This window comes from Thalassovita litoralis (genome assembly GCF_900182725.1).
Taxonomy (GTDB): Bacteria; Pseudomonadota; Alphaproteobacteria; order Rhodobacterales; family Rhodobacteraceae; genus Thalassobius; species Thalassobius litoralis.
In genome coordinates this window covers 21,769-44,445 of record NZ_FXTO01000028.1, presented here as the reverse complement: position 1 = coordinate 44,445, position 22,677 = coordinate 21,769, and the positions used below count along the sequence as shown (strand labels likewise).

Below are 22,677 nucleotides of genomic sequence, written 5' to 3'. Positions count from 1 at the left end.
ACACCGCGACTGCCCAAGCAGGGCTGATGCTGGCGACCACGATCAGAACGAACAGCTCAAGCATCATCGTTCCCCCATGTTGCCACGACCAGCACCAGCACCAGTGCCGCCACAGCCGGATGCGACCGCGACGCGACCCACAGCAGCGTGGTCACCACGGCCCGTGGTATTGGCTGAATCAAAAAGCCCCCGGCCAGCACGCCGAGGGCAGATAACGTCTTCATGGAAACATCCTCCTGTATCTATGGTTCCATTATAGATACGAGAAGATCCTCAGTTTTTTGGGGGGGAGTGGTGAAGGGGGACAACGGCCCTTTGCGGACATTGGCCGTTGCTATCGACGCTGCGATGCAGCTTCCCGAAAGCCGACATTGGCGAAGGAGCGCAGCAATCTGATACGCCCGAGGTCGGCTATGCGGACTAAAGCAGACTTTTATGCCTACGTGCCCAAACTTCCCTTTCGGATTGCCAGCCGGCAGAGGATTGTGTTCTTCTCCACTGAATTGGGAGGGATTTCATGGACTACTCAGCGTTTAGAGATGGCGAACGTGACGGATGGTCAAAACGGGCCGATTTGTACGGAGACACCACCGCGCGCGCAACACTCCAGTCAATTCCGAAACTTCTGGACCATGCCAGACTTTTCCCAGGTGCGAAGGTGTTGGATGCGGGTTGTGGTCCCGGCTTTGTCGCAGCGAGTGCAAAACTTCTCGGCGCGGCAGTCGAAGGCATCGACTTCTCGGAGGGGATGATCCAGCAGGCGAAAAACCAGTTTCCAGATATAGATTTCTCTGTCGCTGACGTTGAGAATTTGCCAGCACAAGACGAAACCTTTGATGCGGTACTTAGCAATATCGTTCTGTTTCATGTCACCGACCCGGAAAAGGCGATGTCAGAGGCCCGCCGTGTTCTCAAGCCGAATGGAAGATTTGTGTTTAGCCAGTGGCTTGGGCCTGATCGCTCGGAGTGCTATCGGCTTTTGTTCGATGTCTTGGGTCGGCACGCTGACATGTCGCGTGCCGACCCTGCGCCAAACGCATACGTTTTGTCTGATGAAGCTAATGTCTCTGGCATGATGCGTCTCGCCGGTTTCACCGACATCAAATCTGAGGTGGTCGAGAATGTTTTACATGCGCCCGGTCCCAGCTTTTTTGAGTTCTTCATGAAATTCGGCGTTCGCGTGCCGCTCATTTTGGAACGCCAAGAACAGAGTGTTCAGAATACAATTCGAAATGAGATCGATGAATTGACTGCACCCTATCTCGAGCATGGGGTTTATAAGATTCCGATGCCGAGTGTCGTTTTTTCAGGCCGAGCGGGCTAAAGCTTTTCTGTCATAGCAGCCATTCGCCTTATCCGCAGCATCCGGTAAGTTTGGGCTCTTCGCAGTCCTTCGCTGCGTCTGGCCGCAAGGTCTGCTTCCGCCCGCATACTGCCGTTTGCACCAAACTCACCAATGCAAAAAGACCCGCCGGGGGCGGGTCTTTTAAGTTCTGGATCAATGCGCCATCAGAACCGGCAGGTCGGTTTGTTCCAGCATATAGCGGGTGGCGCCGCCCAGAATGGCCTCGCGGAAGCGGGAATGGCCGTAGGCGCCCATCACGATCAGATCGGCGTTGGTGTCATCCGCGTGGCGCAGCAGCACGTCCGACACGCGGGGCATGGTTTTGGACAGCACGTCGATTTCCGCCTTCACGCCCTGACGCGCCAGATATTGCGAGAGCAACCCGCCGGGGTCCGAGCGGTTCGGGCCGTGGGTCGGGGGATCAATCACCACGACGCGCACATTTTCCGCCGCCTGCAAGAACGGCAGGGCGGCACGAACGGCGGCCATTGCCTCGTTGCTTTCGTTCCACGCGATCGAGATATTTTTCGGCGCGGTCAGGGCTGGCTTGCCATCGGGTAGCACCAGTACGGGAACTTTGCCCTCGAACAGCGCCGATTCCATCGCCGGTTCCAATTCGGCCCCGTGTTTTTCCCCATAGGGTTGCGGCAGAATCACCAGATCGGAAAACCGGGCATGGGCGGCAACGTGGCGGCCCAGATCGGCCAGTTGCGCCACCCCCATATCGGTTCCCCAGCGAATGTCCGCATTCCCCAACCGCGCGCGCACGGCTGAATCGACCGCTTTCGCCTCTTCCTGAGCGCGGGTGATGGTTTCCTGTAGCACCATCGCGTTCGCACCTGCGTAATAATAGCCGGTTTGGGTCCGATCCACGCCCATACACAGCACATCAAGATGCGCATCCTGCGAGGTTGCGAGCGCAATACCCTGTTCCAGTACAGGGGCCACGAATTTGGTGTCTGTCAGCACCGTAAATAAGCTTCTGTAAGCCATTGGTTTCTCCTATCCGCACATGACCTTCTACGTGATACAGTAAACCGCAGATTTCTGAGCCACTTTGACCCGTGTCAAGAAATGGGAAACCGGGTTTTGATACAGATCAATGCAGTGTCAGGCTGCCGAACGCATTAAACGGCCAGTCTGGAACCGCCTGTGCGGCATACGAATCGTGCGGGTAAAAGACGAAGGGACGCAAAATGGTAAATTACATCAAGCTGATCGCGCTTGGTCTGGTCACGCTTCTGGCGTTGATCGCGGCCAACTATGCGCGTGATCTGGCATATATGGTGAACGCGATTACGGTGGCTTTGGCCGCTGCGATTACGTTCCTGTACGTGCTGCGCCGCACCGGGGAACCGGCGGCGCCTGCACCGCAAAATGAATATCTCGACGGCGTTGTGCGCGCTGGCGTGATCGCAACTGCCTTGTGGGGGGTCGTTGGCTTCCTGGCAGGGACTTTTATCGCATTTCAGCTGGCCTTTCCGGTGCTTAACTTTGATTGGGCGCAGGGCTACATGAATTTCGGCAAGCTGCGCCCGCTGCACACCAGCGCGGTGATTTTCGCCTTTGGTGGTAACGCGTTGATCGCGACCTCGTTCTACGTGGTGCAGCGGACTTCGGCGTCGCGCCTGTGGGGCGGCAATCTGGCGTGGTTCGTGTTCTGGGGCTATCAGTTGATGATCGTTCTGGCCGCAACCGGCTATATCTTGGGTGCAACCCAGTCGAAAGAATACGCCGAGCCGGAATGGTATGTGGACTGGTGGCTGACCATCGTTTGGGTCGCTTATTTTGCTGTCTTCGTCGGAACCATCGTGAAGCGGAAAGAACCCCACATTTATGTGGCCAACTGGTTCTACCTGTCCTTCATCATCACCGTGGCCATGCTGCATATCGTGAACAACCTGTCGATTCCGGTTTCGATTTTCGGTTCCAAATCGGTTCAGGTTTTCTCGGGTGTTCAGGATGCCATGACGCAGTGGTGGTATGGCCACAATGCTGTGGGCTTCTTCCTGACTGCTGGGTTCCTGGGCATGATGTACTATTTCGTGCCGAAACAAGCCGAACGTCCGGTGTATTCCTACAAGCTGTCGATCATTCACTTCTGGGCGCTGATCTTCATCTACATCTGGGCTGGTCCGCACCACCTGCACTATACCGCGCTGCCTGACTGGGCGTCGACGCTGGGGATGGTGTTCTCGGTCGTGCTGTGGATGCCGTCTTGGGGTGGTATGATCAACGGTCTGATGACCCTGTCGGGTGCATGGGATAAGCTGCGGACTGACCCGATCATTCGTATGATGGTTATCTCGGTCGGTTTCTACGGCATGTCGACGTTCGAGGGACCGATGATGTCGATCCGCGCCGTCAACTCGCTGTCGCACTACACGGACTGGACCATCGGCCACGTGCATTCTGGCGCATTGGGCTGGAACGGCATGATCACCTTTGGCGCGCTGTATTTCCTGGTGCCGAAGCTGTGGAACCGTGAACGGCTGTATTCGCTGTCGCTGGTAAGCTGGCACTTCTGGTTGGCGACAATCGGTATCATCCTGTACGCCGCTGCCATGTGGGTGACTGGTATCATGGAAGGCCTGATGTGGCGTGAAGTGGATGCCAACGGTTTCCTTGTGAACTCGTTCGCTGACACCGTTGCTGCGAAACTGCCGATGTATGTGGTGCGCGGTACGGGTGGGGTTCTGTTCCTGCTGGGTGGCGTGATCATGTGCTACAACCTGTTCATGACCGTGAAGAAGTCGCCGGCTGTGGAAGCCAAGAACCATCTGGTTCCGGCCGAGTAAGAGGAGATCGGAACAATGGCAATTCTTGATAAACACACGATCCTTGAGAAGAACATCACGCTTCTGACGATCTTTGCCTTCCTTGTCGTGACCATCGGCGGCATCGTGCAGATTGCACCGCTGTTCTGGCTGGAAAACACCATCGAGGATGTAGAGGGCATGCGCCCCTACACCCCGCTGGAGCTGGCAGGGCGTGACATTTATGTGCGCGAAGGCTGCTATGTCTGTCACAGCCAGATGATCCGCCCGATGCGCGACGAGGTCGAGCGTTACGGCCACTATTCGCTGGCGGCTGAATCGCAGTACGACCACCCGTTCCAGTGGGGGTCCAAGCGGACCGGGCCGGATCTGGCGCGTGTCGGTGGCCGCTATTCGGATGAATGGCATGTGGACCACCTGCGCAATCCGCAATCGGTGGTGCCGGAATCCGTGATGCCGAAATATGGCTTTCTGGAAAACCGCATGATCGACGGTGAATATATCGAGGACAGCATGAAAGTGCATTCCTTGGTGGGGGTTCCCTATACCGAAGACATGCTGGCGAATGCCCGTGCGGATTTCACCGCACAGGCGGACCCGGACAGCGATTATGACGGTCTGGTGGAACGTTATGGCGACAAGGTGCAGGTGCGTAACTTTGACGGCCAGCCCGGAATTTCCGAAGCTGACGCCTTGGTGGCCTATCTGCAAATGCTGGGAACGCTGGTTGATTTCTCGACCTTCACCCCGGACGCGAGCCGGTAAGGGGAGGGGACCATTATGGACACCTACTCGATCCTGAGACAGTTCGCGGATAGCTGGATGTTGATCGCTTTGTTTGCCTTCTTTGTTGGGGTGGTGGTCTTCGCCTTCCGCCCCGGCTCCAGCAAGGTTTACAAGGACGTGGCTGACATCCCCTTCCGGCATGAAGACAAACCCGCCGCTCGCGGTGGTGACGCCAAGGAGGCGTGAGAGAGATGGCTAACAAACCAAACAAAAAACCACAGGTCAGCACGACCGGCCACGAGTGGGACGGTATTGAAGAGCTGAACAACCCGCTTCCGCGTTGGTGGTTGTGGACCTTCTATGCCTGTATCGTCTGGGCTGTGATCTATTCGGTTGCTTTCCCGGCGTGGCCGGGGATCAGCGGGGCGACGGCTGGCTTTCTGGGCTGGTCGACGCGTGCCGATGTGCAGGCCGAAATTGACGCCAACGCTGCAACACTGGGGCCGATCAACGAAAAGCTGGCCGCGGCTGAACTGACCGAGATTTCGGGAAATCCCGAACTGCAAGGTTATGCTGTGTCGGCTGGGGCTGCCGTGTTCAAAACGTGGTGCGCACAGTGCCACGGGTCGGGTGCGGCTGGTGCCAAAGGCTATCCGAACCTGCTGGATGACGATTGGCTGTGGGGGGGTAACATCGAAGAAATCCACACCACGATCACCTATGGTATCCGCAGCCCCGACGACGAAGACACGCGTTTTTCTGAAATGCCTGCCTTTGGCCGTGATGAGTTGCTGGAAAAAGAGCAGATCGACCAGGTTGCGAATTATGTCATGTCGTTGTCTGGCACGCCGCAGGATGCCGCTATGGTGGCTGACGGGGCTGTTGTGTTCGAGGAAAACTGCGCCGCTTGCCACATGGAAGACGGCACTGGTGATCGCGCACAAGGCGCCCCGAACCTGACTGACGCAATCTGGCTGTTTGGCGGTGATTTTGCCTCGATCAAGGAAACGGTGACGAATTCCCGCAAAGGCGTGATGCCGAACTGGAATGCCCGTCTGTCCGAAGCTCAGATCCGTGCGGTTGCCACCTATGTGCACCAACTGGGTGGTGGTGAGTAACACCGCATAAAAGAATACCCATGGGCGTTTCCCGCGCCCATGGGTCGGCACCGGCCCTTCCGTCCTGTTCGCGCGTTTCCTGGAAGGCCGGTGCCATTATTTTACAAGTTCAGGGAATTTCAACCCATAGAACTGTCTGTTCCGCGCCCGCGTGCGCGGATTTTGTCGTTTTTATCGCTCCAGATTGCGATAGCGACCCATGAAATGACGTAAACTGCCCCCAAGGCGACGATAATTTCACCACGCAACGGACCAACATCGGCGCGGCGGATCGCCTGTTCCAGTGATTCAACAGGTGTGGGATGAACGGCCAATTTCCCGGCAAAAGCCAGTGATTGGATGAGCAATATCCACAAGTAGTTGCGCCGGATGCGTCGCCCGACGGCTGTCATCATAGAAACGTGGTATTTCGGGCGCATGTAGTCATTGGCCAGCGTTTTTTGCCAGTTTTCTTCCATGTGCAGGTCGCCGTCGTTCAGCATCGGTGCATAGAAATGCGTTTCCATCCACCGGGCGCGGGCGCGCCAGACGTTGAAATAGCGATAGCGCCGGGCTTCTTGCATCAGGAAAAAGATGATCAAGACGCCGACCAGAACCAGCGGCAGCGGCGATGCGTCCGGAGAGGCAAAAGAGATCGACAGTGCGACCCCCAATGTTACCACGGCCCAATTGGTCGTGGTGTCCAGTCGCGTCCGCCATATGGTCGAACGATAAACTTCGCCCCTGTAAAGATGTGCAATAGCGGTGATTTCCGAAGATGTTAGATCGGTACGGTTGTCGCAATTCGGCTGCGACGGGTTTGGCGCGGATTGGGCCACGTATTCCCCCCATTTTGCGCGCCGGGTGGCGCTGATGTCTCCTGCTCCCGGTGAAACTATGGCACGGGCAGGGGGGCATGGTCAAAGCGCTGGGGCCAGAGCGTGACGGTTTAGGTCGGGGAATGTGGACGGGATATTGGCGGATGCACCGCCAATGAATGTCGGCTGACACGGGATGAAATCACGCCGGACAAGGTGGAAACGGGTTTAGCCCTGATTTAGCCCTGACGCAGCAACCGGAAGAATGCAGAGGCCGCCCAGCCAAAGAAAATTGCCAAGGCCAAGGACAACAGTCCATATAGCGCGGCCTGTTCCTGCGCCAGATTAAACAGGAACCTTTCCAGCCCAACCTTACGCACGTCAATAACCGTGTCAAAACTGGATATGACCTTGCCGCTGCGGGTCAGGAAAATGCGGGTTTCATATGCGCCTTCGGTCAGATTCGAGGGAAGCGCGATCGAGCTGCGAAACAGCGTTTGCTGGTCCACATCCACTGCCCCTTCTAACATCTGATAGCTGCCGTCCTGTTCGCGTATCCGAACCAAGGCGGCGCTGAAGTCTTTGGCCTCGTTCGTCATCGCGGCCAAGGTATAGGCGTAAATCCTTTGATCCAAAGAGATGCCGTGGCGCAGGTCTTCGTTTTGATCCAGAACGACATCCAGCGGTCGGCTGGTTGCGACGGCATAGAAACTGGGCGCCTGAGAGATTTTCAAAGAAGCGGTATTGATCCAAATACCGAATTTCTGGTCCTTCCGGCGCAATGTGACCGGGCCAGAGGGGCCAGCAATCGTAATGATGACGTCCAGCGGTTCATCTGGGATCGGGGTTTCGCGTTTGACTGCGCCGAAGATCAGGATTTCTGAACCATCGAAACGGGCTGTGATTGCCACGCGGTCCTGACTAAGGCCCAAAACCACCTGTTCATTCGCGCGGGCCACCTGCGGCAGCGGCAGCAGGGCGATCAGGCCAAGGCAGAGGCAGAACAAGACCCGGATCATGACAGGTCCACCGTCGAGGCGATGGAATACAGCTCGGACGGTTCCAGCAGAAGTTCCAGCGCGATTTTGGCGCAGACCGCGACCACCAACAGGGCCAGCAAGACGCGCAATTGTTCAGCCTTCAGTTTGACGCCGATACGGGTGCCAATCTGCGCCCCAACTACACCGCCAACCAGCAGAAACAGCGCCAGCGGCAGATCAACCGTATGGTTCGTGATAGCGTGCAGCATCGTGGTAAAGGCCGCGACAAAGATGATCTGGAACAGCGAGGTTCCAATAACGACCCGTGTTGGCATTCCCAGAATGTAGATCATGGCGGGAACCAGAATAAACCCACCCCCTACGCCCATCACGGCGGCCAGCATCCCAACGGCAAAGCCCACCAGCAAGGGGGGGATGATCGAAATATACAGGCCAGAGGTCCGAAACCGTACCTTTAGCGGTGCGGTATGAACCCAGTTGCGATTGCGGCGCTTTATAACCGGGGCGCCTGCTTTTTTGGCGCGGCGAATGGCGTTCAGGCTTTCGACTAGCATCAGGCTGCCGATGACCCCCAGAAACAGCACGTAACACAGCCGTACCAGCAGATCGACCTGCCCCAACGATTTAAGATAGTTGAAAACCACAACCCCAATGGCTGATCCAACCAGACCACCGCCCAGCAGAACCCACCCCATGCGCAGATCCACGTTCTTGCGCTTCATATGCGCCAGCAGGCCCGAGAAGGACGAGGCCACGATCTGATTGGCCGAGGTGGCAACGGCAACAGATGGCGGAACGCCAACGAAGAACAGCAAGGGGGTAATCAGGAACCCGCCGCCCACGCCAAAAATGCCAGACAAAACGCCCACGATCCCGCCCAGTCCCAACAACAGGAACGCATTGACAGAGATTTCGGCAATGGGCAGGTAGATTTGCATGAGCTTACCTAGCGTGACGGATTGTCACTTGGCAAGCGGCGGTTCGGGCAAAGTGCAGCAATGCAGCGAAAAATACAGGCCACCCGTAAGCGAGAGTTATCACGCTATAACAAAGGTATATCGCGGCATATCAGATTGGTTCTGGCAGACGGTGAATTGGCCTGCTTTCGGTTCGGATAACGGACTGACAGGGGGCTTAGCGTTCCTTGATATACGGCTCTCCTCCGGCGCGGGGGGGAATCGCCTTGCCGACGAACCCGGCCAGAATCACGACGGTCAAAATATAGGGCAGGGCATCCATGACCTGTACCGGGATCGTGAAACTGCCAAGGTCGATGTTCTGATAGCGCAGGGCCACCGCTTGCAGCAGGCCGAACAACATGGTGGCAGACAGCGCGTACCACGGGCGCCATTTGGCGAAGATCAGTGCCGCCAGCGCGATATACCCCCGGCCCGCTGTCATATCCTTGACGAACCCGGCCTGAAGCGCCGTCGCCAGATAGGCCCCGGCGATACCACACAGAATGCCGCAGATCGCCACCGCCGCATAGCGCAGGCCAACCACCGATACCCCCGCAGTATCGACCGCAGCGGGGTTTTCCCCAACGGCCCGCAGTCGCAACCCAAAGCGCGTGCGATACAGCAGCCACCATGTCGCGGGAACACAGGCAAAGGCCAGATATACCAGCGCCGTGTGGCCGGAAATCAGATGGTAATATAATGGGCCGATCACGGGTACGTCTTGCAGCGTTTCGGCAAAGGGCAGGGTGATCGGTGTAAACCGTCCGCCCCCCATCAATGATGGCGTGCGCCCGCCCTGATGGAACCAGTCCTGTGCAATAACGACGGTCATTCCCGCGGCCAGAAAGTTCACCGCGACACCGGAAATCAGTTGGTTCCCGCGAAAGGTGATCGAGGCCAAACCATGCAGCGCAGACAAAACCAAGGATGCACCGATCCCTGCCAGCAGGCCCAGCCAGACAGAACCGGACACTGCCGCAACCGCACCGGAAAAGAACGCGGCGGCCAGCATCTTGCCCTCTAGCCCGATGTCGAAAATTCCGGCGCGTTCGGAAAACAGCCCGGCCAGACAGGCCAGCAGCAGCGGTGTTCCCAGCCGCACGGTTGAATCCAGAATTAGCAAAAGGGTCATATAATCCATGGCTCAGCCCTCTTTCCGGCGCAGCGACAGGAACAGTTTTTCCAGCGGTATCCGCACCATATTGTCCAGCGCCCCGGTGAACAGGATCACCAGCGCCTGAATGACCACGATCATTTCGCGCGGGATATTGGTCCACAGCGCCAGTTCAGCCCCGCCCTGATACAGGAAGCCGAACAGGATTGCCGCCAGCAAGACGCCGAACGGGTGGCTGCGCCCCATCAGCGCCACGGCAATGCCGATAAAGCCCGCGCCCTCGGTCGCGTTCAGAACCAGCCGCTCTGCCTCGCCCATTGTGGTGTTGATCGCCATCAGCCCGGCCAATGCGCCGGAAATCAGCATGGCCACGATGGTGATTTTCACCGGACTGATCCCGGCATATTTCGCGCCGGATTCGGAAAATCCGAACGCGCGGATTTCATACCCCAGACGGGTGCGCCAGATCAGCAGCCAGACCAGCACACAGGCTGCCAGCGCAATCAGCAGGCTGACATTCGCAGGCGCGGCTTTGGAAAACTTGATCCCCAGCGGCAACAGTAGTTCGTGCAGCGTGGGCAGATGCGTGGCTGCGGGGAATTTCGCGGTGGCCGGGTCCATCGCGCCTTGGGGGCGTAGCACATTGACCAGCATATAGTTCAGCACCGCCGAGGCGATGAAGTTGAACATGATGGTGGTGATCACGATATGGCTGCCGCGTTTGGCCTGTAGATATGCAGGGACTGCCGCCCACAGTGCCCCGAACACCCCGGCGCTGATCGTGGCGGCAATGACTGCCAGCGTCCAATGCGGCCACGGGATGAACAGGCACACCAGCGCCACACCCAGCCCGCCCAGCATCGCCTGACCCTCGCCGCCGATGTTGAACATACGGGCATGAAAGGCCACCGCTACAGCCAGCCCGGTAAAAATGAAGTTGGTGGCGTAATACAGCGTATACCCCCAGCCATAGGTGGACCCCAGCGCCCCCTGCACCATCATTTTCAGCGCGGCCCACGGGTCTTCGCCAATGGCCAGAATGACCAGCGCGGACAGGATTGCCGCCAACAGCAGGGAAATCAGCGGGATCAGGATTACATCGGCCCATTTCGGCATTTTATCCATGCGCTTAGCCCTCTTGCATCAATTCGGGGGCGGCGGCGTCGGAAATCGTCCAGCCTGCCATCGCGGTTGTGTCTGCGCCACCCATGCCTGCCATCAGGCATCCCAGCCCGATCTGGTTGGCGGTGCTGGCGGGACCATCGCCCATAATCTGCCCGTCGAACATCACCACAACGCGGTCCGACAACGACAGGATTTCATCCAGTTCGACCGACACCAACAGCACCGCCGCGCCCTGATCGCGCAGGGCCACAATCTGATTGTGAATAAATTCGATCGCACCAATGTCGACGCCGCGCGTTGGTTGCCCCACCAGCAACAGGGTCGGGTTGCGTTCGATTTCGCGGGCGACCACGATTTTTTGCTGATTGCCGCCACTGAAGTTCTTGGCCGCCAGCCACGGATCGGGCGGGCGCACGTCGAATTTTTCCATTTTCCGGGCGGTGTCTGCTTGTAGCGCGGCATTATCCATCAGCGGACCACGCCGCCAAGCGGGGTCTGTATGATAGCCGAAGGCCACGTTTTCCCAAGCATGAAAGTCCATGATCAGACCTTCGCGCTGGCGGTCCTCGGGGACGTGGGCAATGCCCCGCGCCCGGCGCGACTGGCCGTCTGATTGCCGCCCGCTCAGGTCGATGTCGTCACCGTTCAGGGTGATCCGCCCTGTGGCGGTGCACATTCCGCCCAGCACCTCTAGCAGTTCGGACTGGCCGTTTCCGGCCACGCCCGCGATGCCCAAAATTTCACCCGCCCGGATGGACAGCGAGACATCGCGCAGTTTTTGAACGCCCTTTTCATCGGTGACGTTTAGATTTTCCACCGCAAGCACCACATCACCGGGCTGTGCCGGGGCCTTGTCCACCCGCAGCAGCACCTTGCGGCCCACCATCAGTTCGGCCAGTTCCTCGGGGCTGGTTTCGGCGGTTGTTACCGTGGCCGTCATCTGGCCGCGCCGCATCACGCTGACAGTATCGGTGATTTCCATGATCTCGCGCAGCTTGTGGGTGATCAGGATAATGGTTTTGCCTCCGTTGCGCAGGTTATCCAGAATGCGGAACAAATGGTCCGCTTCGGCCGGGGTCAGAACGCCGGTGGGTTCATCCAAGATCAAAATGTCGGCTTGCCGGTACAGCGCCTTCAGGATTTCAACGCGCTGTTGCATCCCCACGCCAATATCTTCGATCACGGCATCGGGGTCGACGTTCAGTTCGTATTCTTCGGCCAGCCGTTTCAGTTCCTTGCGCGCCCGCGCTAGGGATGGCCGCAACAGCCGCCCGTCTTCGGCCCCCAGAATGACGTTTTCCAGAACGGTGAAGTTTTCCACCAGCTTGAAATGTTGAAACACCATGCCGATCCCGGCGGCGATGGCGGCCTGACTGTCGGGGATGACGGTCTTTTGGCCGTGGATGAATATTTCCCCTTTGTCGGCTTTGTAAAACCCATACAGAATGGACATTAGCGTGGATTTGCCCGCGCCGTTTTCCCCAATAATACCGTGGATCGTGCCGGGCATGACCCGGATGGAAATATCCTTGTTCGCCTGCACCGGGCCAAAAGCCTTGGAGATGCCGCGCAATTCAATCGCTGGCGCTGTACCTGTCATCTGGACCCCGCTTAGGAAAAGGGCCGCGCCAAGGGTTCAGCACGGCCCGATAGGTCTGTTTCGGGATGTGGATCAGAAATCCAGAACCGGGCAGCTATCGTTTTCGTAATAGCTGACCACTTTCAGATCGCCTGCGATGATTTTTTCGCGGGCGGCATCCACGGCAGCTTTCATTTCCGGGGTGATCAGCGCCGCATTATGTTCGTCCAGCGCGTAGCCTACGCCATCGTCGGCAAGGCCCAGAATGGTGACACCGCCGGTTTCCACCGCGTCGCCCGCTTTCATGGCGTCATAAACGGCCACGTCCACCCGTTTCAGCATCGAGGTCAGAACCTTACCGGGGTGCAGGTAGTTTTGGTTGCTGTCCACGCCGATAGACAGGATGTTTTCGTCGGCAGCAGTTTGCAACACGCCCACGCCGGTGCCGCCAGCCGCAGCATACACCACGTCCGCGCCTTGGCTGATTTGGGCCTTGGTCAATTCAGACCCTTTGACCGGGTCATTCCACGCGGCGGGGGTGGTGCCGGTCATGTTGGCGATCACCTTTGCATCGGGGTTTACGGCCTTCACGCCCTGGGCATAGCCGCAGCCAAAATGCCGGATCAGCGGAACATCCATACCGCCGACAAAACCGACAGCGCCGGATTTCGATGCCATCGCGGCCAGCATCCCGACCAGATATGACCCTTCGTGTTCCGCGAAACCAATCTGACGGATATTCGCGCCTTCAATCCAGGTCACGTCGATCACGACGAATTTGGTATCGGGGTAATCGGGGGCTACGCTGCTGAGCGGATCAGCCATGCCAAAGCCCATAGTGATGATCGGGTTTGCCCCGGCTTCGGCAAAACGGCGCAGCGCTTGTTCGCGCTGGGCTTCGGATTGCAGTTCTATTTCACGGAAGGTTCCGCCGGTTTCTGTGGCCCAGCGGCTTGCGCCAGTAAAGGCGGCTTCGTTGAAGGATTTGTCAAACTTGCCGCCCAGATCAAAGATCAGGGCCGGGTCGGCAGCCAGCGTGCCCGCGCTTAGCGCCAAAGCAGCCGCAGCGCCCAAGAATTTGGTCATCAGGGTCATTTATAGTCTCCCGCAGTGTTGAAATGGCACCATCTGAAAACGGGCGCCTTTGAATCTTGTCGCACGAGCAGATTGCATCTGTTCTGTTTGAATTTAGGCCGCAGGCGGGCGCAGGGGTCAACAGGAAACTAGGGTTTCGATGCCGTGTTTTTGACCATTTGGACAGTTAACGCCGGGGCAATAAGCGCGACATTAGCACAGCGTCTACCGTGTCGCCGGTCATGGTGCGATAGTAGTTCGGGCGCAACCCGTCCTGCGCGTAACCTGCGGTTTGATACAGCGCGATGGCCGGGGCGTTATCCGCCGCCACTTCCAGAAAGCTGCGGGCCGCACCACGGGATTGCGCCGTGTTTTCATAGGCTGTCAACATATGGCGCCCGATCCCCTGACGCTGATATGCCGGGGCGGTGGCAAGCGTCAGCAGTTCTGCCTCGTCTGCGATGACGCGGCCAAGCGCAAAGGCGCGGGCGTCCCCGACACAGAAGACCAGCGGGGATTCCAGCAACCCGGCGAATTCTTTCGCGGTCCACGGGCGTTGGCTGGTAAAGGCCCGTTTATGCAGATCGGCCAGATGTTCGGGCGTCAGTTCAGGCATCGTCAAGGATCACCGGCGGGGCGTCTTTTGAAGGGGCCGCATCAGCCGGTTTGACATAAAGCGGGGCCGGGGCGGTGCCGGGCGTGCGTATGGCGGCGAGGCGGGCCATCATTGCGACATGTTGGGCAGGGGTGTGTTCTGTCGAAAGGGCCACGGCAAAATTGGGCAGGCGTTCGATCAGCACAGGCTCCCGCATCTTGTCGAAATCCATCAGGTAGAATTGCCCGCGCGGGGCGGGCATGGCGACCGGGGACCAGTGCGACAGGAATTGGGTGGTATCAAGTAGCGAGACGCCGATGGCGGGGATGTCCAGTGCCATCGCCAGCCCCCGTGCCGCAGCCACGGAAATGCGGATGCCGGTGAAATTGCCTGGGCCGGTGCCGACGGCGATGCGGGTGAGGTCGGTAAAGGTTTTGCCCGCCTCGGCTAGAACCTCCTCCAGTAGCGGCAGAAGGCGTTCGGCCTGGCCGCGCGGCATCTCCTCGGACCGCTGGGTCAGAATATCCTCGCCCGCCAGCAAAGCCGCTGTCACATGCGGGCCGGAGGTGTCGAACGCAAGGATCAGGGGCGCATCAGTCATAAGTGCCTTATGGCCATTGCGAAAGGCTTCGGCAAGCGGGGGAGGATTTCCTCAGGAGGTCCGGGGCGGAGTTTCTGACAAACTCCGCTGGCACTGTTCTGGATGTCCGGTCCTCAGACGGCAACGGGGCGTACCTCGGTCACTTCGGGGATGTAGTGACGTAGCAGGTTTTCGATCCCCATTTTCAGCGTCAGCGTCGAAGACGGGCAACCGGCGCAAGCCCCCTGCATATGCAGATAGACCACGCCACGATCGAACCCGTGGAACGTGATGTCGCCGCCATCCTGCGCCACGGCGGGGCGCACGCGGGTGTCCAGCAATTCCTTGATCTGACCCACGATTTCCGCATCCGGGCCATCATGGTCCGCATGTCCGCCCGATGCGCTGGCCTCGCCTGCCATTACGGGCTGGCCGGATTGGAAATGTTCCATGATTGCGCCAAGGATCGAGGGCTTTATGTGATCCCATTCCACCGTGTCCGATTTGGTCACAGTCACGAAATCAGTGCCAAAGAACACGCCAGCCACGCCGTTTACCGAGAAAATACGCTGCGCCAGCGGCGATTTTTCCGCCCCGTCAGCCGAGGGGAAATCCGCAGTTCCAGCATCCAGAACGGACTGACCGGGCAGGAATTTCAACGTTGCGGGGTTCGGTGTCGACTCGGTTTGAATAAACATCTTCTGCGTACCTTTTGTGTCTTGCCAAGGATATGCGCCCCGACAGGCGTGGAGTCAAGGTTTGGAATGATTCTAAAGTAATTGCGTCACTCGGCCGGGGGAAGGGAGGGGATGGCAAAACTCAGACTGTTGGCGGCAATAGGGGCCGCCGGACGGGCGATTCCGCCGCCGGATCCGCCTGCGCCGATGCCGGGTTGTGATGGCCCTGTGCCGGGGGCCGGGCGTGCGATGCCAATCCCGCCGCCTGTTGGCGGGGCGGGTTGGTTGCCTTGGGGTGGTTGTTCAGGCCGCATGATGGGGGCCGGGCGGGAAATGCCCCCGCCGCCGCCCGCGCCATCACCCCCTGATCCCCCTGACCCAAAGACGGGTCTGACAGGTTCAGACGGGCGTGCGGTTTCGCGGTTCAGGTTCAACAAGTCGCCTATGGCGCTTCCTTGGGGTAGCCCTATTGCAGTTCCATACCCTTCGTAAGAGATCGAGGCGGCAATCATCTGTCCCCGCATCTTTTGAAAGGGTTCATATTGTACCAACACGGTGACGATGCTGTTCGATTTTGCATATTCCGAGCGTAAATATACGGTTTTGCCGCTTTTCAGCAGGCCCGAGGTGATCAGCCGTTGATCAGAATAATTTCGGTATAGCTCTTTGGTGGAACCGGCGTGATTGTCGATCAGCCATTGGTGCATAGAGATGGTCTGATCCTTGTCGTTTTCGATCAGGCGCACCAGCAGGCTTCCATCCCCTGATTTCAGGGTGAAATGCTCGGCTGTCGTGTCTGGCTGCATCAAAGCCATCGGAGCCAGAAAGGTTGCTTTCTTGGGGAAATCGTTCACACCCTGCCAGAATTCGATTTGAATGGTGGCTTGCGTGGCTGTGACCAGTGGCAGCAGATCGCCATAGACAATGGCCCGTGTCCCCTGCCCACGGGCGCTTAGATAGCGGTCCAAGGCCGATTGGCTGCCTTTTCCCCATTCGCCATCCAGCAGCCCGAGATATAGCCCCTCCAGCGTCAGCCCGGCCTGCAAATAGCGGGCTTCCTGCCGCCCAAGCCAATCTGGCTTGAATACGTCCTGCGCAATGCTGCGCTGCTGTGCTGTGCCTGCCTGTGGCAGGATCAAAACAAGGGGCAGGCACAAAAGCCAAAGCAAAAAAAGGCGCAGGGCGGTCATGTTGATTCTCCTTTGCAGGAACGGGGCGTTCGGATCAGGTAATTGCCTCCAGTCGTTCCTTGGACATGTCACCGGGAACGATGGTGATGGGAACGGGCAGGGTTCCCGCGCTGCGGCTAAGCTGTGTGACCAGCGGACCGGGGCCTTTGCGATCCACGCCAGCGCCCAGCACCAGAACGCCGACTTCGGGATCGTCCTTGATCTGGGCCAGAATTTCGGTGACGGCTTCGCCTTCGCGGATGATCAGCTCGGGGTCGATATTCTGGCGGTCCCGCATCCATTTGGCAAAGACCTCGTAATGAACGGTAATCCGTTCCCGCGCTTCTTCGCGCATGATGTCGGACACGCCGATCCAGTGGTTGAACTCCTCTGGGGGAATGACCGAAAGGATTTGCACGGCACCTCCGGTTTTTGCTGCCCGCATGGCCGCGAACCGCATCGCGTTCAGGCATTCGCGGCTATCGTCAAGGATCACCAGAAATTTACGCATAATTGTTTTCTCCTTGCCCCGGATCATGGCGCAAGGATGCGACGGTGGCAATACAGGCCGATTGGGCCAGATTTGCGGGGGACTTATGGCGTTCGGGAAACTGTGTTTGCAGACAGGTCAGCTACAGGCCGCAGCAGCGGTTGCGCCAAATTCCTTGTAGCGCGTCCAGAATTCTTCGTGCCGGATATTGCTGGATTGCCGGACTTCCTGTGCGCGGTGCGGATCCGAGAAGAATTTCGCCGCCATACGTTGATCGGCATGTGTCAGGGTTTGGTCCGCAACGCGTTGGATGCAGCCGCACAGGCGCCAGTTGGCCCCTTGGCGCGGGGATGACAGACAAGCCCGCTCAATTGGGCCTGCCGCAACGGTCTGGGCTGTCGCCGGAAAAAAAACGCAAGCTATCAAAAGGCTGCGAAGAACGTGTTTCATATTGTACTGCCTCTGGCCCCGAATGGCGCAGCCCGGCGATTTCACCTGTATCCTGCGCGCGGATTTGTTACCCTGTGCCGCAGTATGCCGGAACCGTCGTGTTGTTTCAATCGGGCCGAATGGCGCAGGGAAAGGCGTGTTTGTCAGAATAGTTTGTGAGGAGGAGATCCAATGAGATTTATTGCCCTGATTGCTGCATTGATGATGGCGTCACCGCTGGCTGCCGAAGGCGTGGCGCAGAATGATGCGTTAAAGGTGAAAATCCGGCCTGATCTGCCTGTTGTTACCGTGCCAACCGTGGATGGAGAAGTGGTGATTGAACGGATTCAGGATACCGAGCATCAGGTCACGGGGGAATGGGCCAAGACCTCGCGCGAGTGTCCGCCCTTTTGTATTCAACCGATGACCCCCGCCGAAGGGGTGACGACAATCGGCGAGTTGGAGCTGATGGACATGCTGAAAGACCCAGAGGTTGTGGTGATGGATTCGCGCACGCCAAGCTGGTTCGAGGGAGGGTCGATTCCCGGTGCAGTGAATGTCCCCTATACGCAGGTGATTGATCATCTGGGGGAACTGGGGTGCGAGCCTGATTTCGACGGATGGGAATGTGAAAATCCGAAACGGGTGGCGCTGTTTTGTAACGGCAACTGGTGTGGGCAATCTCCCACGGCCATTCGGAATATGATCGAGGTGGGATACCCGGCGGATCGGATTTATTATTACCGGGGTGGGATGCACGCTTGGCGCATGTTAGGCCTGACCGTCACCGGGGAGTGATGCCGAAATCTTGAAAAGATTTCGGTCCGCTTTCTTTGAAAGAAAGCGGCGCCACGCGGGGCGGGCGGTTCGGTGTAAGCCAACGGATCGGGCCTTGGTTGCAGAAAATCACAATCTGCCCCGCGTTTTCGATGGCGCGATAGCCGCGCCGGTTGATTTCGTTCAGGAACGGTTCCATTCCGACAAACCGTTCAATATCCCGACGTTTGCGCCGGATGACCCTGCCTTGCGTCACGGCTTTTGACGTGAACAGATCGTTCAGCCAGATTTCAGGCGATAGCGGAGAGTTCATGTTGCGCATGACCTCAACCTGACGGCTGTGGGGTAAGCCCGTCTTAACGCCCTTTGCGTCGTTTCACGCCGCCGCGTTGCCCCGGACGTCCGGCGGTGGAGCGGCCCCGCCCGGCGGCGGCGGCTTCGACGGCATTATCGACCGCCGATTGCCGTGCCAAAGGATCATCTGAAATCGCCAGATCGACCGCCTCTAGCCGTTTGATTTCATCCCGCACGCGGGCGGCTTCCTCGAATTCCAGATTTTCAGCGGCTTTGCGCATGTCGTTGCGCAGCCCGTCCAGATGGGCCTCTAGGTTGGCGCCATGCAGCGGTTTGTCGATCTTGGCTGTAACGCGGGACTGATCCGTATCGCCCTGATACAGCCCGGCCAAAATGTCCTCGACATTCTTCTTCACCGTGGCGGGGGTGATGCCGTGTTCTTCGTTATAGGCGATCTGCTTGGCGCGGCGGCGGTCTGTTTCATCCAAAGCCCGCTGCATAGAGCCGGTGATCCGGTCGGCATACATGATGACCCGCCCCTCGGCGTTTCGCGCGGCCCGCCCGATGGTCTGGATCAAGGAGGTTTCAGAGCGCAGGAACCCTTCTTTATCCGCGTCCAGAATGGCCACCAGTCCGCATTCGGGAATATCCAGCCCCTCGCGCAGCAGGTTGATCCCGATCAGCACATCGAACGCCCCCAGCCGCAGGTCGCGCAAAATCTCGATCCGTTCGATCGTATCAATGTCGCTGTGCATATAGCGCACACGAATGCCCTGTTCGTGCATGTATTCGGTCAGGTCTTCGGCCATGCGTTTCGTCAGGGTCGTGACCAATGTGCGGAACCCGGCGGCGGATACGCGGCGCACCTCGTCCAGCAGGTCGTCCACCTGCATGTCCACCGGGCGGATTTCTACCAGCGGGTCCAGCAATCCGGTGGGGCGGATCACCTGTTCGGTGAAAACACCGCCGGTCTGTTCCATTTCCCATGCTGCGGGGGTGGCTGACACGAACACCGATTGCGGGCGCATGGCGTCCCATTCCTCGAATTTCAGGGGGCGGTTGTCCATGCAGCTTGGCAGGCGGAACCCATGTTCCGCCAGCGTGGATTTGCGGCGGAAGTCGCCCTTGTACATGCCGCCGATCTGCGGAACGGAAACGTGGGATTCATCCGCGAAAACAATGGCATGATCGGGGATGAATTCAAACAGGGTGGGGGGCGGCTCGCCCGGTGCGCGCCCCGTCAGATAGCGCGAGTAATTCTCGATCCCGTTGCAGACGCCGGTGGCCTCTAACATCTCCAAATCGAAATTCGTGCGCTGCTCCAGCCGCTGCGCCTCTAACAATTTGCCGGAATTCGTCATCAGGTCCAACTGCTGCCGCAGTTCTTTTTTGATCTCTTGAATCGCCTGCTGCATCGTTGGTTTCGGCGTGACATAGTGCGAATTCGCGTAGATGCGGATTTGTTCAAACGTATCGGTTCTTTCCCCGGTCAGGGGATCGAATTCGGTGATCGCCTCCAACTCCTCGCCAAAGAACGACAGCCGCCAAGCGCGGTCTTCCAAGTGGGCGGGCCAGATTTCCAGCACGTCACCGCGCACCCGGAAGCTACCACGCTGAAACCCCTGATCGTTGCGCCGGTATTGCTGGGCGACCAGATCGGCAATTACGGCGCGCTGATCGTAATCGCTGCCGGCGCTCAGATCCTGTGTCATCGCGCCATAGGTTTCCACCGACCCGATGCCGTAGATGCAGGACACAGAGGCCACGATGATCACGTCATCGCGTTCCAGCAGCGCCCGCGTGGCCGAGTGGCGCATCCGGTCGATCTGTTCGTTGATCTGGCTTTCTTTCTCGATATAGGTGTCGGACCGCGGGACATAGGCCTCGGGCTGGTAATAGTCGTAATAGCTGACGAAATATTCCACCGCGTTGTCGGGGAAGAAGCCCTTGAATTCCCCATATAATTGCGCGGCCAGTGTCTTGTTCGGGGCAAGGATGATCGCGGGGCGCTGGGTTTCTTCGATCACCTTGGCCATGGTAAAGGTCTTGCCGGTGCCGGTTGCGCCCAGCAATACCTGATCGTGTTCGCCTGCCAGCACGCCTTGGGACAGTTCGGCAATCGCTGTGGGCTGGTCTCCGGCGGGTGAAAATTCCGATTTCATTGTAAAGCGTTTGCCGCCTTCCAGCTTGGGGCGGGTTTTTACATCGGGGGCCGGGGCGTGCAAAATCGGGGCCGATTGATCGTTATGGGCATAGGGCATCGGGCTTCTCCGGGTTTGGCAGTCCCAATTTGATCTGTTTTTGTTCTACTTCAACCCCTGTTTCCGCCAAGCAGGGAATTGTCGTGGATAATCAACGCCTCAATTCGTTCTTGGGCGAATTATGCGTATCTGAATTGGTCAATATTTCTGTCCGTATTGAAACAAATGAAAAGAAAATATGTATATTTTTGAAATTTCGTAAACGGAATCTCTTGCGAAGAGCGGCGACCCCTGCGTATGATTCTTTGTAGCAAGCAGCAGGCTTGGCCGCCGTAGGGTCCGCGTTCACCCACCCCTCGCTCCCTGCGGGTCAGACGGCGGTCAACGCCCATTTTCCTTTGCTTTTGGCGGGGAAAAAGGGCGGTCTGCTCTTGCTGTTATTCTCATTTTCCCCGATAAATCGCCGGAACAGAGGAGTCATGTTATGCGTGCGCGTATCTACAAACCTGCCAAAACCGCTATGTCCTCGGGGACGGCGAAAACGAAATCTTGGGTTCTGGAATATGCCCCCGCGTCCGCCCGCGAGGTTGATCCGTTGATGGGGTGGACCTCCAGCACGGATACGCAGGCACAGGTCAAGATGCGGTTTGCCAGCAAAGAGGCGGCACTGGATTACGCCAAGGAACATGGTATCGACGCCACTGTGACCGAACCGCATGGGCGCAAACCTAATATCCGCGCGGGTGGATATGGCGAAAACTTTGCCACCAACCGCCGCAGCCCCTGGACGCACTGACGTTGATTTGGAAAGGGCTGCTTCATTCGCGAAGCAGGTCTTGATGGGCGGCCAATCAGGTCGCCCAAATTGTTTTTCCCAGCACGAACATCACCCAGATGACTATCACCCATCTTGTTACGCACTCCGGCGGTTTCCATGCCGATGAATTGCTGTCATCGGTAATTTTAACGCGGCTCTTTCCTGATGCAACACTGGTGCGCAGCCGTGATCCGATCTGGATCACTGCGGACAGCAGCAGGATTATTTTTGATGTCGGGCGGGCCTATGATGCTGATGCGATGATCTTTGATCACCACCAGCGGCCCAATCCGCTGCGGGGGGATGGGCAGCCTTACAGTTCGTTCGGGCTGATATGGCATCATTTCGGCCACGCATATTTGCGCGCGTTGCGGACGCCTGAGGCTGACGTTGAGGCTGTTCACCGCAGCTTTGATCAGAGCTTTGTTCTGCCGGTTGATCTGCTTGACAACGGAGCGATGGAACCTTCGGTGGCTGGTCCTCTGGCGGGGCTGTCCCTGCCGACATTGTTGGAAACCTTGAAGCCAGCCTTTGATGATCGAAGCGCCGAGAGCGATGATCAGGCGTTCTTTTCGGCGCTGGACGTGGCGCGCGTTTTTGTAGAGGCGGTGGTTCGGAATAAAGCGGCAAAATGCCGGGCCGAGGCTATGGTTTCCAAGGCGATTGTTGCTGCCGGGGCGTCGAAGATACTGGAACTTCCGATGGGTATGCCGTTCAGGTCAGCAATAGAGAAAGCGGGGGCTGATCATTTGCTGTTTGTCGTTCACCCGCGCGAAAGCGATTGGGCGCTGACAACCATCCGCAAAGGTGGTGATACCTTTGAAAGTCGCGCAGATCTGCCCGAGGCCTGGGCTGGGTTGACCGATGCCGATCTGGAAGCGGCTTGCGGCGTGAGCGGTGCCAAGTTCTGCCATAACGCGCGGTTCATCGCGGTGGCTGCCACGCGCGAGGCGGTTCTGAAGATGGCGGTGAAAGCGGTCAATGAAGCTGCCATTGGTGCGGCTGATTGACGAGGGAACCTGTCTGATCTGTT

25 protein-coding genes are annotated in these 22,677 nt (G+C 58.2%); 8 read left to right on the top strand and 17 right to left on the bottom strand.

All coding sequences use genetic code 11. The features are described 5' to 3' along the window. Nucleotides 1-56 precede the first annotated feature (56 nt). Nucleotides 57-224 carry a hypothetical protein gene (locus FN828_RS20620; RefSeq protein WP_185959056.1) on the bottom strand — a complete coding sequence of 56 codons (168 nt, stop codon included), beginning with the start codon at nt 222-224 and terminating at the stop codon, nt 57-59. Nucleotides 225-517: 293 nt separating this feature from the next. On the opposite strand from FN828_RS20620, the gene FN828_RS16075 reads away from it, so the two are divergent. Further along, a complete protein-coding gene (locus FN828_RS16075) occupies nt 518-1,324 on the top strand; it encodes a class I SAM-dependent methyltransferase (protein WP_142494436.1) in 807 nt (268 codons plus the stop codon). 174 nt (nt 1,325-1,498) lie between these two features. Here FN828_RS16075 and FN828_RS16070 read toward each other — a convergent pair whose 3' ends face one another. Then, a complete protein-coding gene (locus tag FN828_RS16070; RefSeq protein ID WP_142494435.1) occupies nt 1,499-2,338 on the bottom strand; it encodes a universal stress protein in 840 nt (279 codons plus the stop codon). Between the two features lie 203 nt (nt 2,339-2,541). Here FN828_RS16070 and ccoN point away from each other — a divergent pair, with 203 nt between their 5' ends. The 4 genes from ccoN to ccoP are packed head-to-tail and all read left to right on the top strand — an operon-like array spanning nt 2,542 to nt 5,966. After that, nucleotides 2,542-4,143 (top strand): cytochrome-c oxidase, cbb3-type subunit I, encoded by a 1,602-nt coding sequence (ccoN, locus tag FN828_RS16065; RefSeq protein ID WP_142494434.1) that lies wholly within the window; start codon nt 2,542-2,544, stop codon nt 4,141-4,143. 15 nt (nt 4,144-4,158) lie between these two features. Next, the gene (ccoO, locus tag FN828_RS16060) at nt 4,159-4,887 is read left to right on the top strand and encodes a cytochrome-c oxidase, cbb3-type subunit II (RefSeq protein ID WP_142494433.1); all 729 of its coding nucleotides are present in this window, start codon (nt 4,159-4,161) and stop codon (nt 4,885-4,887) included. A gap of 15 nt (nt 4,888-4,902) precedes the next feature. Beyond that, entirely contained in the window at nt 4,903-5,094 is a 192-nt protein-coding gene (locus FN828_RS16055) for a cbb3-type cytochrome c oxidase subunit 3 (RefSeq protein WP_142494432.1), read from the top strand. Nucleotides 5,095-5,099: 5 nt separating this feature from the next. Then, nucleotides 5,100-5,966 (top strand): cytochrome-c oxidase, cbb3-type subunit III, encoded by an 867-nt coding sequence (gene ccoP / locus FN828_RS16050; RefSeq protein ID WP_142494431.1) that lies wholly within the window; start codon nt 5,100-5,102, stop codon nt 5,964-5,966. A gap of 119 nt (nt 5,967-6,085) precedes the next feature. Here ccoP and FN828_RS16045 read toward each other — a convergent pair whose 3' ends face one another. The 13 genes from FN828_RS16045 to FN828_RS15985 form a co-directional block, all read right to left on the bottom strand. Then, the gene (locus FN828_RS16045) at nt 6,086-6,784 is read right to left on the bottom strand and encodes a DUF2270 domain-containing protein (RefSeq protein ID WP_235891506.1); all 699 of its coding nucleotides are present in this window, start codon (nt 6,782-6,784) and stop codon (nt 6,086-6,088) included. Nucleotides 6,785-7,002: 218 nt separating this feature from the next. Beyond that, on the bottom strand, nt 7,003-7,782 hold the full coding sequence (locus tag FN828_RS16040) for a TIGR02186 family protein (RefSeq protein WP_142494430.1): 780 nt from the start codon (nt 7,780-7,782) through the stop codon (nt 7,003-7,005). Continuing rightward, nucleotides 7,779-8,702: a sulfite exporter TauE/SafE family protein gene (locus FN828_RS16035; RefSeq protein WP_142494429.1), complete on the bottom strand. Its 924-nt coding sequence runs from the start codon at nt 8,700-8,702 to the stop codon at nt 7,779-7,781. The genes FN828_RS16040 and FN828_RS16035 overlap by 4 nt, the downstream gene beginning before the upstream one ends. A 196-nt stretch (nt 8,703-8,898) precedes the next feature. After that, the gene (locus tag FN828_RS16030) at nt 8,899-9,864 is read right to left on the bottom strand and encodes an ABC transporter permease (RefSeq protein WP_142494428.1); all 966 of its coding nucleotides are present in this window, start codon (nt 9,862-9,864) and stop codon (nt 8,899-8,901) included. A 3-nt stretch (nt 9,865-9,867) separates the two neighbouring features. After that, the gene (locus tag FN828_RS16025) at nt 9,868-10,962 is read right to left on the bottom strand and encodes an ABC transporter permease (RefSeq protein ID WP_142494427.1); all 1,095 of its coding nucleotides are present in this window, start codon (nt 10,960-10,962) and stop codon (nt 9,868-9,870) included. 4 nt (nt 10,963-10,966) lie between these two features. Continuing rightward, a complete protein-coding gene (locus FN828_RS16020; protein ID WP_142494426.1) occupies nt 10,967-12,562 on the bottom strand; it encodes an ABC transporter ATP-binding protein in 1,596 nt (531 codons plus the stop codon). A 72-nt stretch (nt 12,563-12,634) separates the two neighbouring features. After that, on the bottom strand, nt 12,635-13,636 hold the full coding sequence (locus FN828_RS16015; RefSeq protein WP_142494425.1) for a BMP family lipoprotein: 1,002 nt from the start codon (nt 13,634-13,636) through the stop codon (nt 12,635-12,637). A gap of 166 nt (nt 13,637-13,802) precedes the next feature. After that, on the bottom strand, nt 13,803-14,231 hold the full coding sequence (locus tag FN828_RS16010; RefSeq protein WP_142494424.1) for a GNAT family N-acetyltransferase: 429 nt from the start codon (nt 14,229-14,231) through the stop codon (nt 13,803-13,805). Next, nucleotides 14,224-14,811: a tRNA (adenosine(37)-N6)-threonylcarbamoyltransferase complex dimerization subunit type 1 TsaB gene (gene tsaB, locus FN828_RS16005; RefSeq protein WP_142494423.1), complete on the bottom strand. Its 588-nt coding sequence runs from the start codon at nt 14,809-14,811 to the stop codon at nt 14,224-14,226. The genes FN828_RS16010 and tsaB overlap by 8 nt, the downstream gene beginning before the upstream one ends. 113 nt (nt 14,812-14,924) lie before the next feature. Beyond that, nucleotides 14,925-15,488, bottom strand: a complete 564-nt coding sequence (locus FN828_RS16000) for a NifU family protein (RefSeq protein WP_142494422.1) — start codon at nt 15,486-15,488, stop codon at nt 14,925-14,927. An 86-nt stretch (nt 15,489-15,574) separates the two neighbouring features. Continuing rightward, on the bottom strand, nt 15,575-16,657 hold the full coding sequence (locus tag FN828_RS15995) for a hypothetical protein (RefSeq protein WP_142494421.1): 1,083 nt from the start codon (nt 16,655-16,657) through the stop codon (nt 15,575-15,577). Between the two features lie 34 nt (nt 16,658-16,691). Continuing rightward, entirely contained in the window at nt 16,692-17,147 is a 456-nt protein-coding gene (locus tag FN828_RS15990; protein WP_142494420.1) for a universal stress protein, read from the bottom strand. A 117-nt stretch (nt 17,148-17,264) separates the two neighbouring features. Then, nucleotides 17,265-17,576: a hypothetical protein gene (locus tag FN828_RS15985; protein ID WP_235891505.1), complete on the bottom strand. Its 312-nt coding sequence runs from the start codon at nt 17,574-17,576 to the stop codon at nt 17,265-17,267. A gap of 171 nt (nt 17,577-17,747) precedes the next feature. On the opposite strand from FN828_RS15985, the gene FN828_RS15980 reads away from it, so the two are divergent. Then, nucleotides 17,748-18,353: a rhodanese-like domain-containing protein gene (locus tag FN828_RS15980; protein WP_142494419.1), complete on the top strand. Its 606-nt coding sequence runs from the start codon at nt 17,748-17,750 to the stop codon at nt 18,351-18,353. Here FN828_RS15980 and FN828_RS15975 read toward each other — a convergent pair. Together FN828_RS15975 and uvrB are read right to left on the bottom strand one after the other, a co-directional pair. Further along, complete coding sequence (locus FN828_RS15975) at nt 18,340-18,654, bottom strand: aspartate aminotransferase (protein ID WP_142494418.1); 315 nt, start codon at nt 18,652-18,654, stop codon at nt 18,340-18,342. The two genes, FN828_RS15980 and FN828_RS15975, sit on opposite strands and share 14 nt — an antisense overlap. A 34-nt stretch (nt 18,655-18,688) precedes the next feature. Then, nucleotides 18,689-20,887 (bottom strand): excinuclease ABC subunit UvrB, encoded by a 2,199-nt coding sequence (gene uvrB, locus FN828_RS15970; RefSeq protein ID WP_142494417.1) that lies wholly within the window; start codon nt 20,885-20,887, stop codon nt 18,689-18,691. 424 nt (nt 20,888-21,311) lie between these two features. Here uvrB and FN828_RS15965 point away from each other — a divergent pair, with 424 nt between their 5' ends. Together FN828_RS15965 and FN828_RS15960 are read left to right on the top strand one after the other, a co-directional pair. Then, nucleotides 21,312-21,623, top strand: a complete 312-nt coding sequence (locus FN828_RS15965) for an ETC complex I subunit (RefSeq protein ID WP_142494416.1) — start codon at nt 21,312-21,314, stop codon at nt 21,621-21,623. A gap of 98 nt (nt 21,624-21,721) precedes the next feature. Next, nucleotides 21,722-22,654: an MYG1 family protein gene (locus FN828_RS15960; protein ID WP_142494415.1), complete on the top strand. Its 933-nt coding sequence runs from the start codon at nt 21,722-21,724 to the stop codon at nt 22,652-22,654. Nucleotides 22,655-22,677 lie beyond the last annotated feature (23 nt).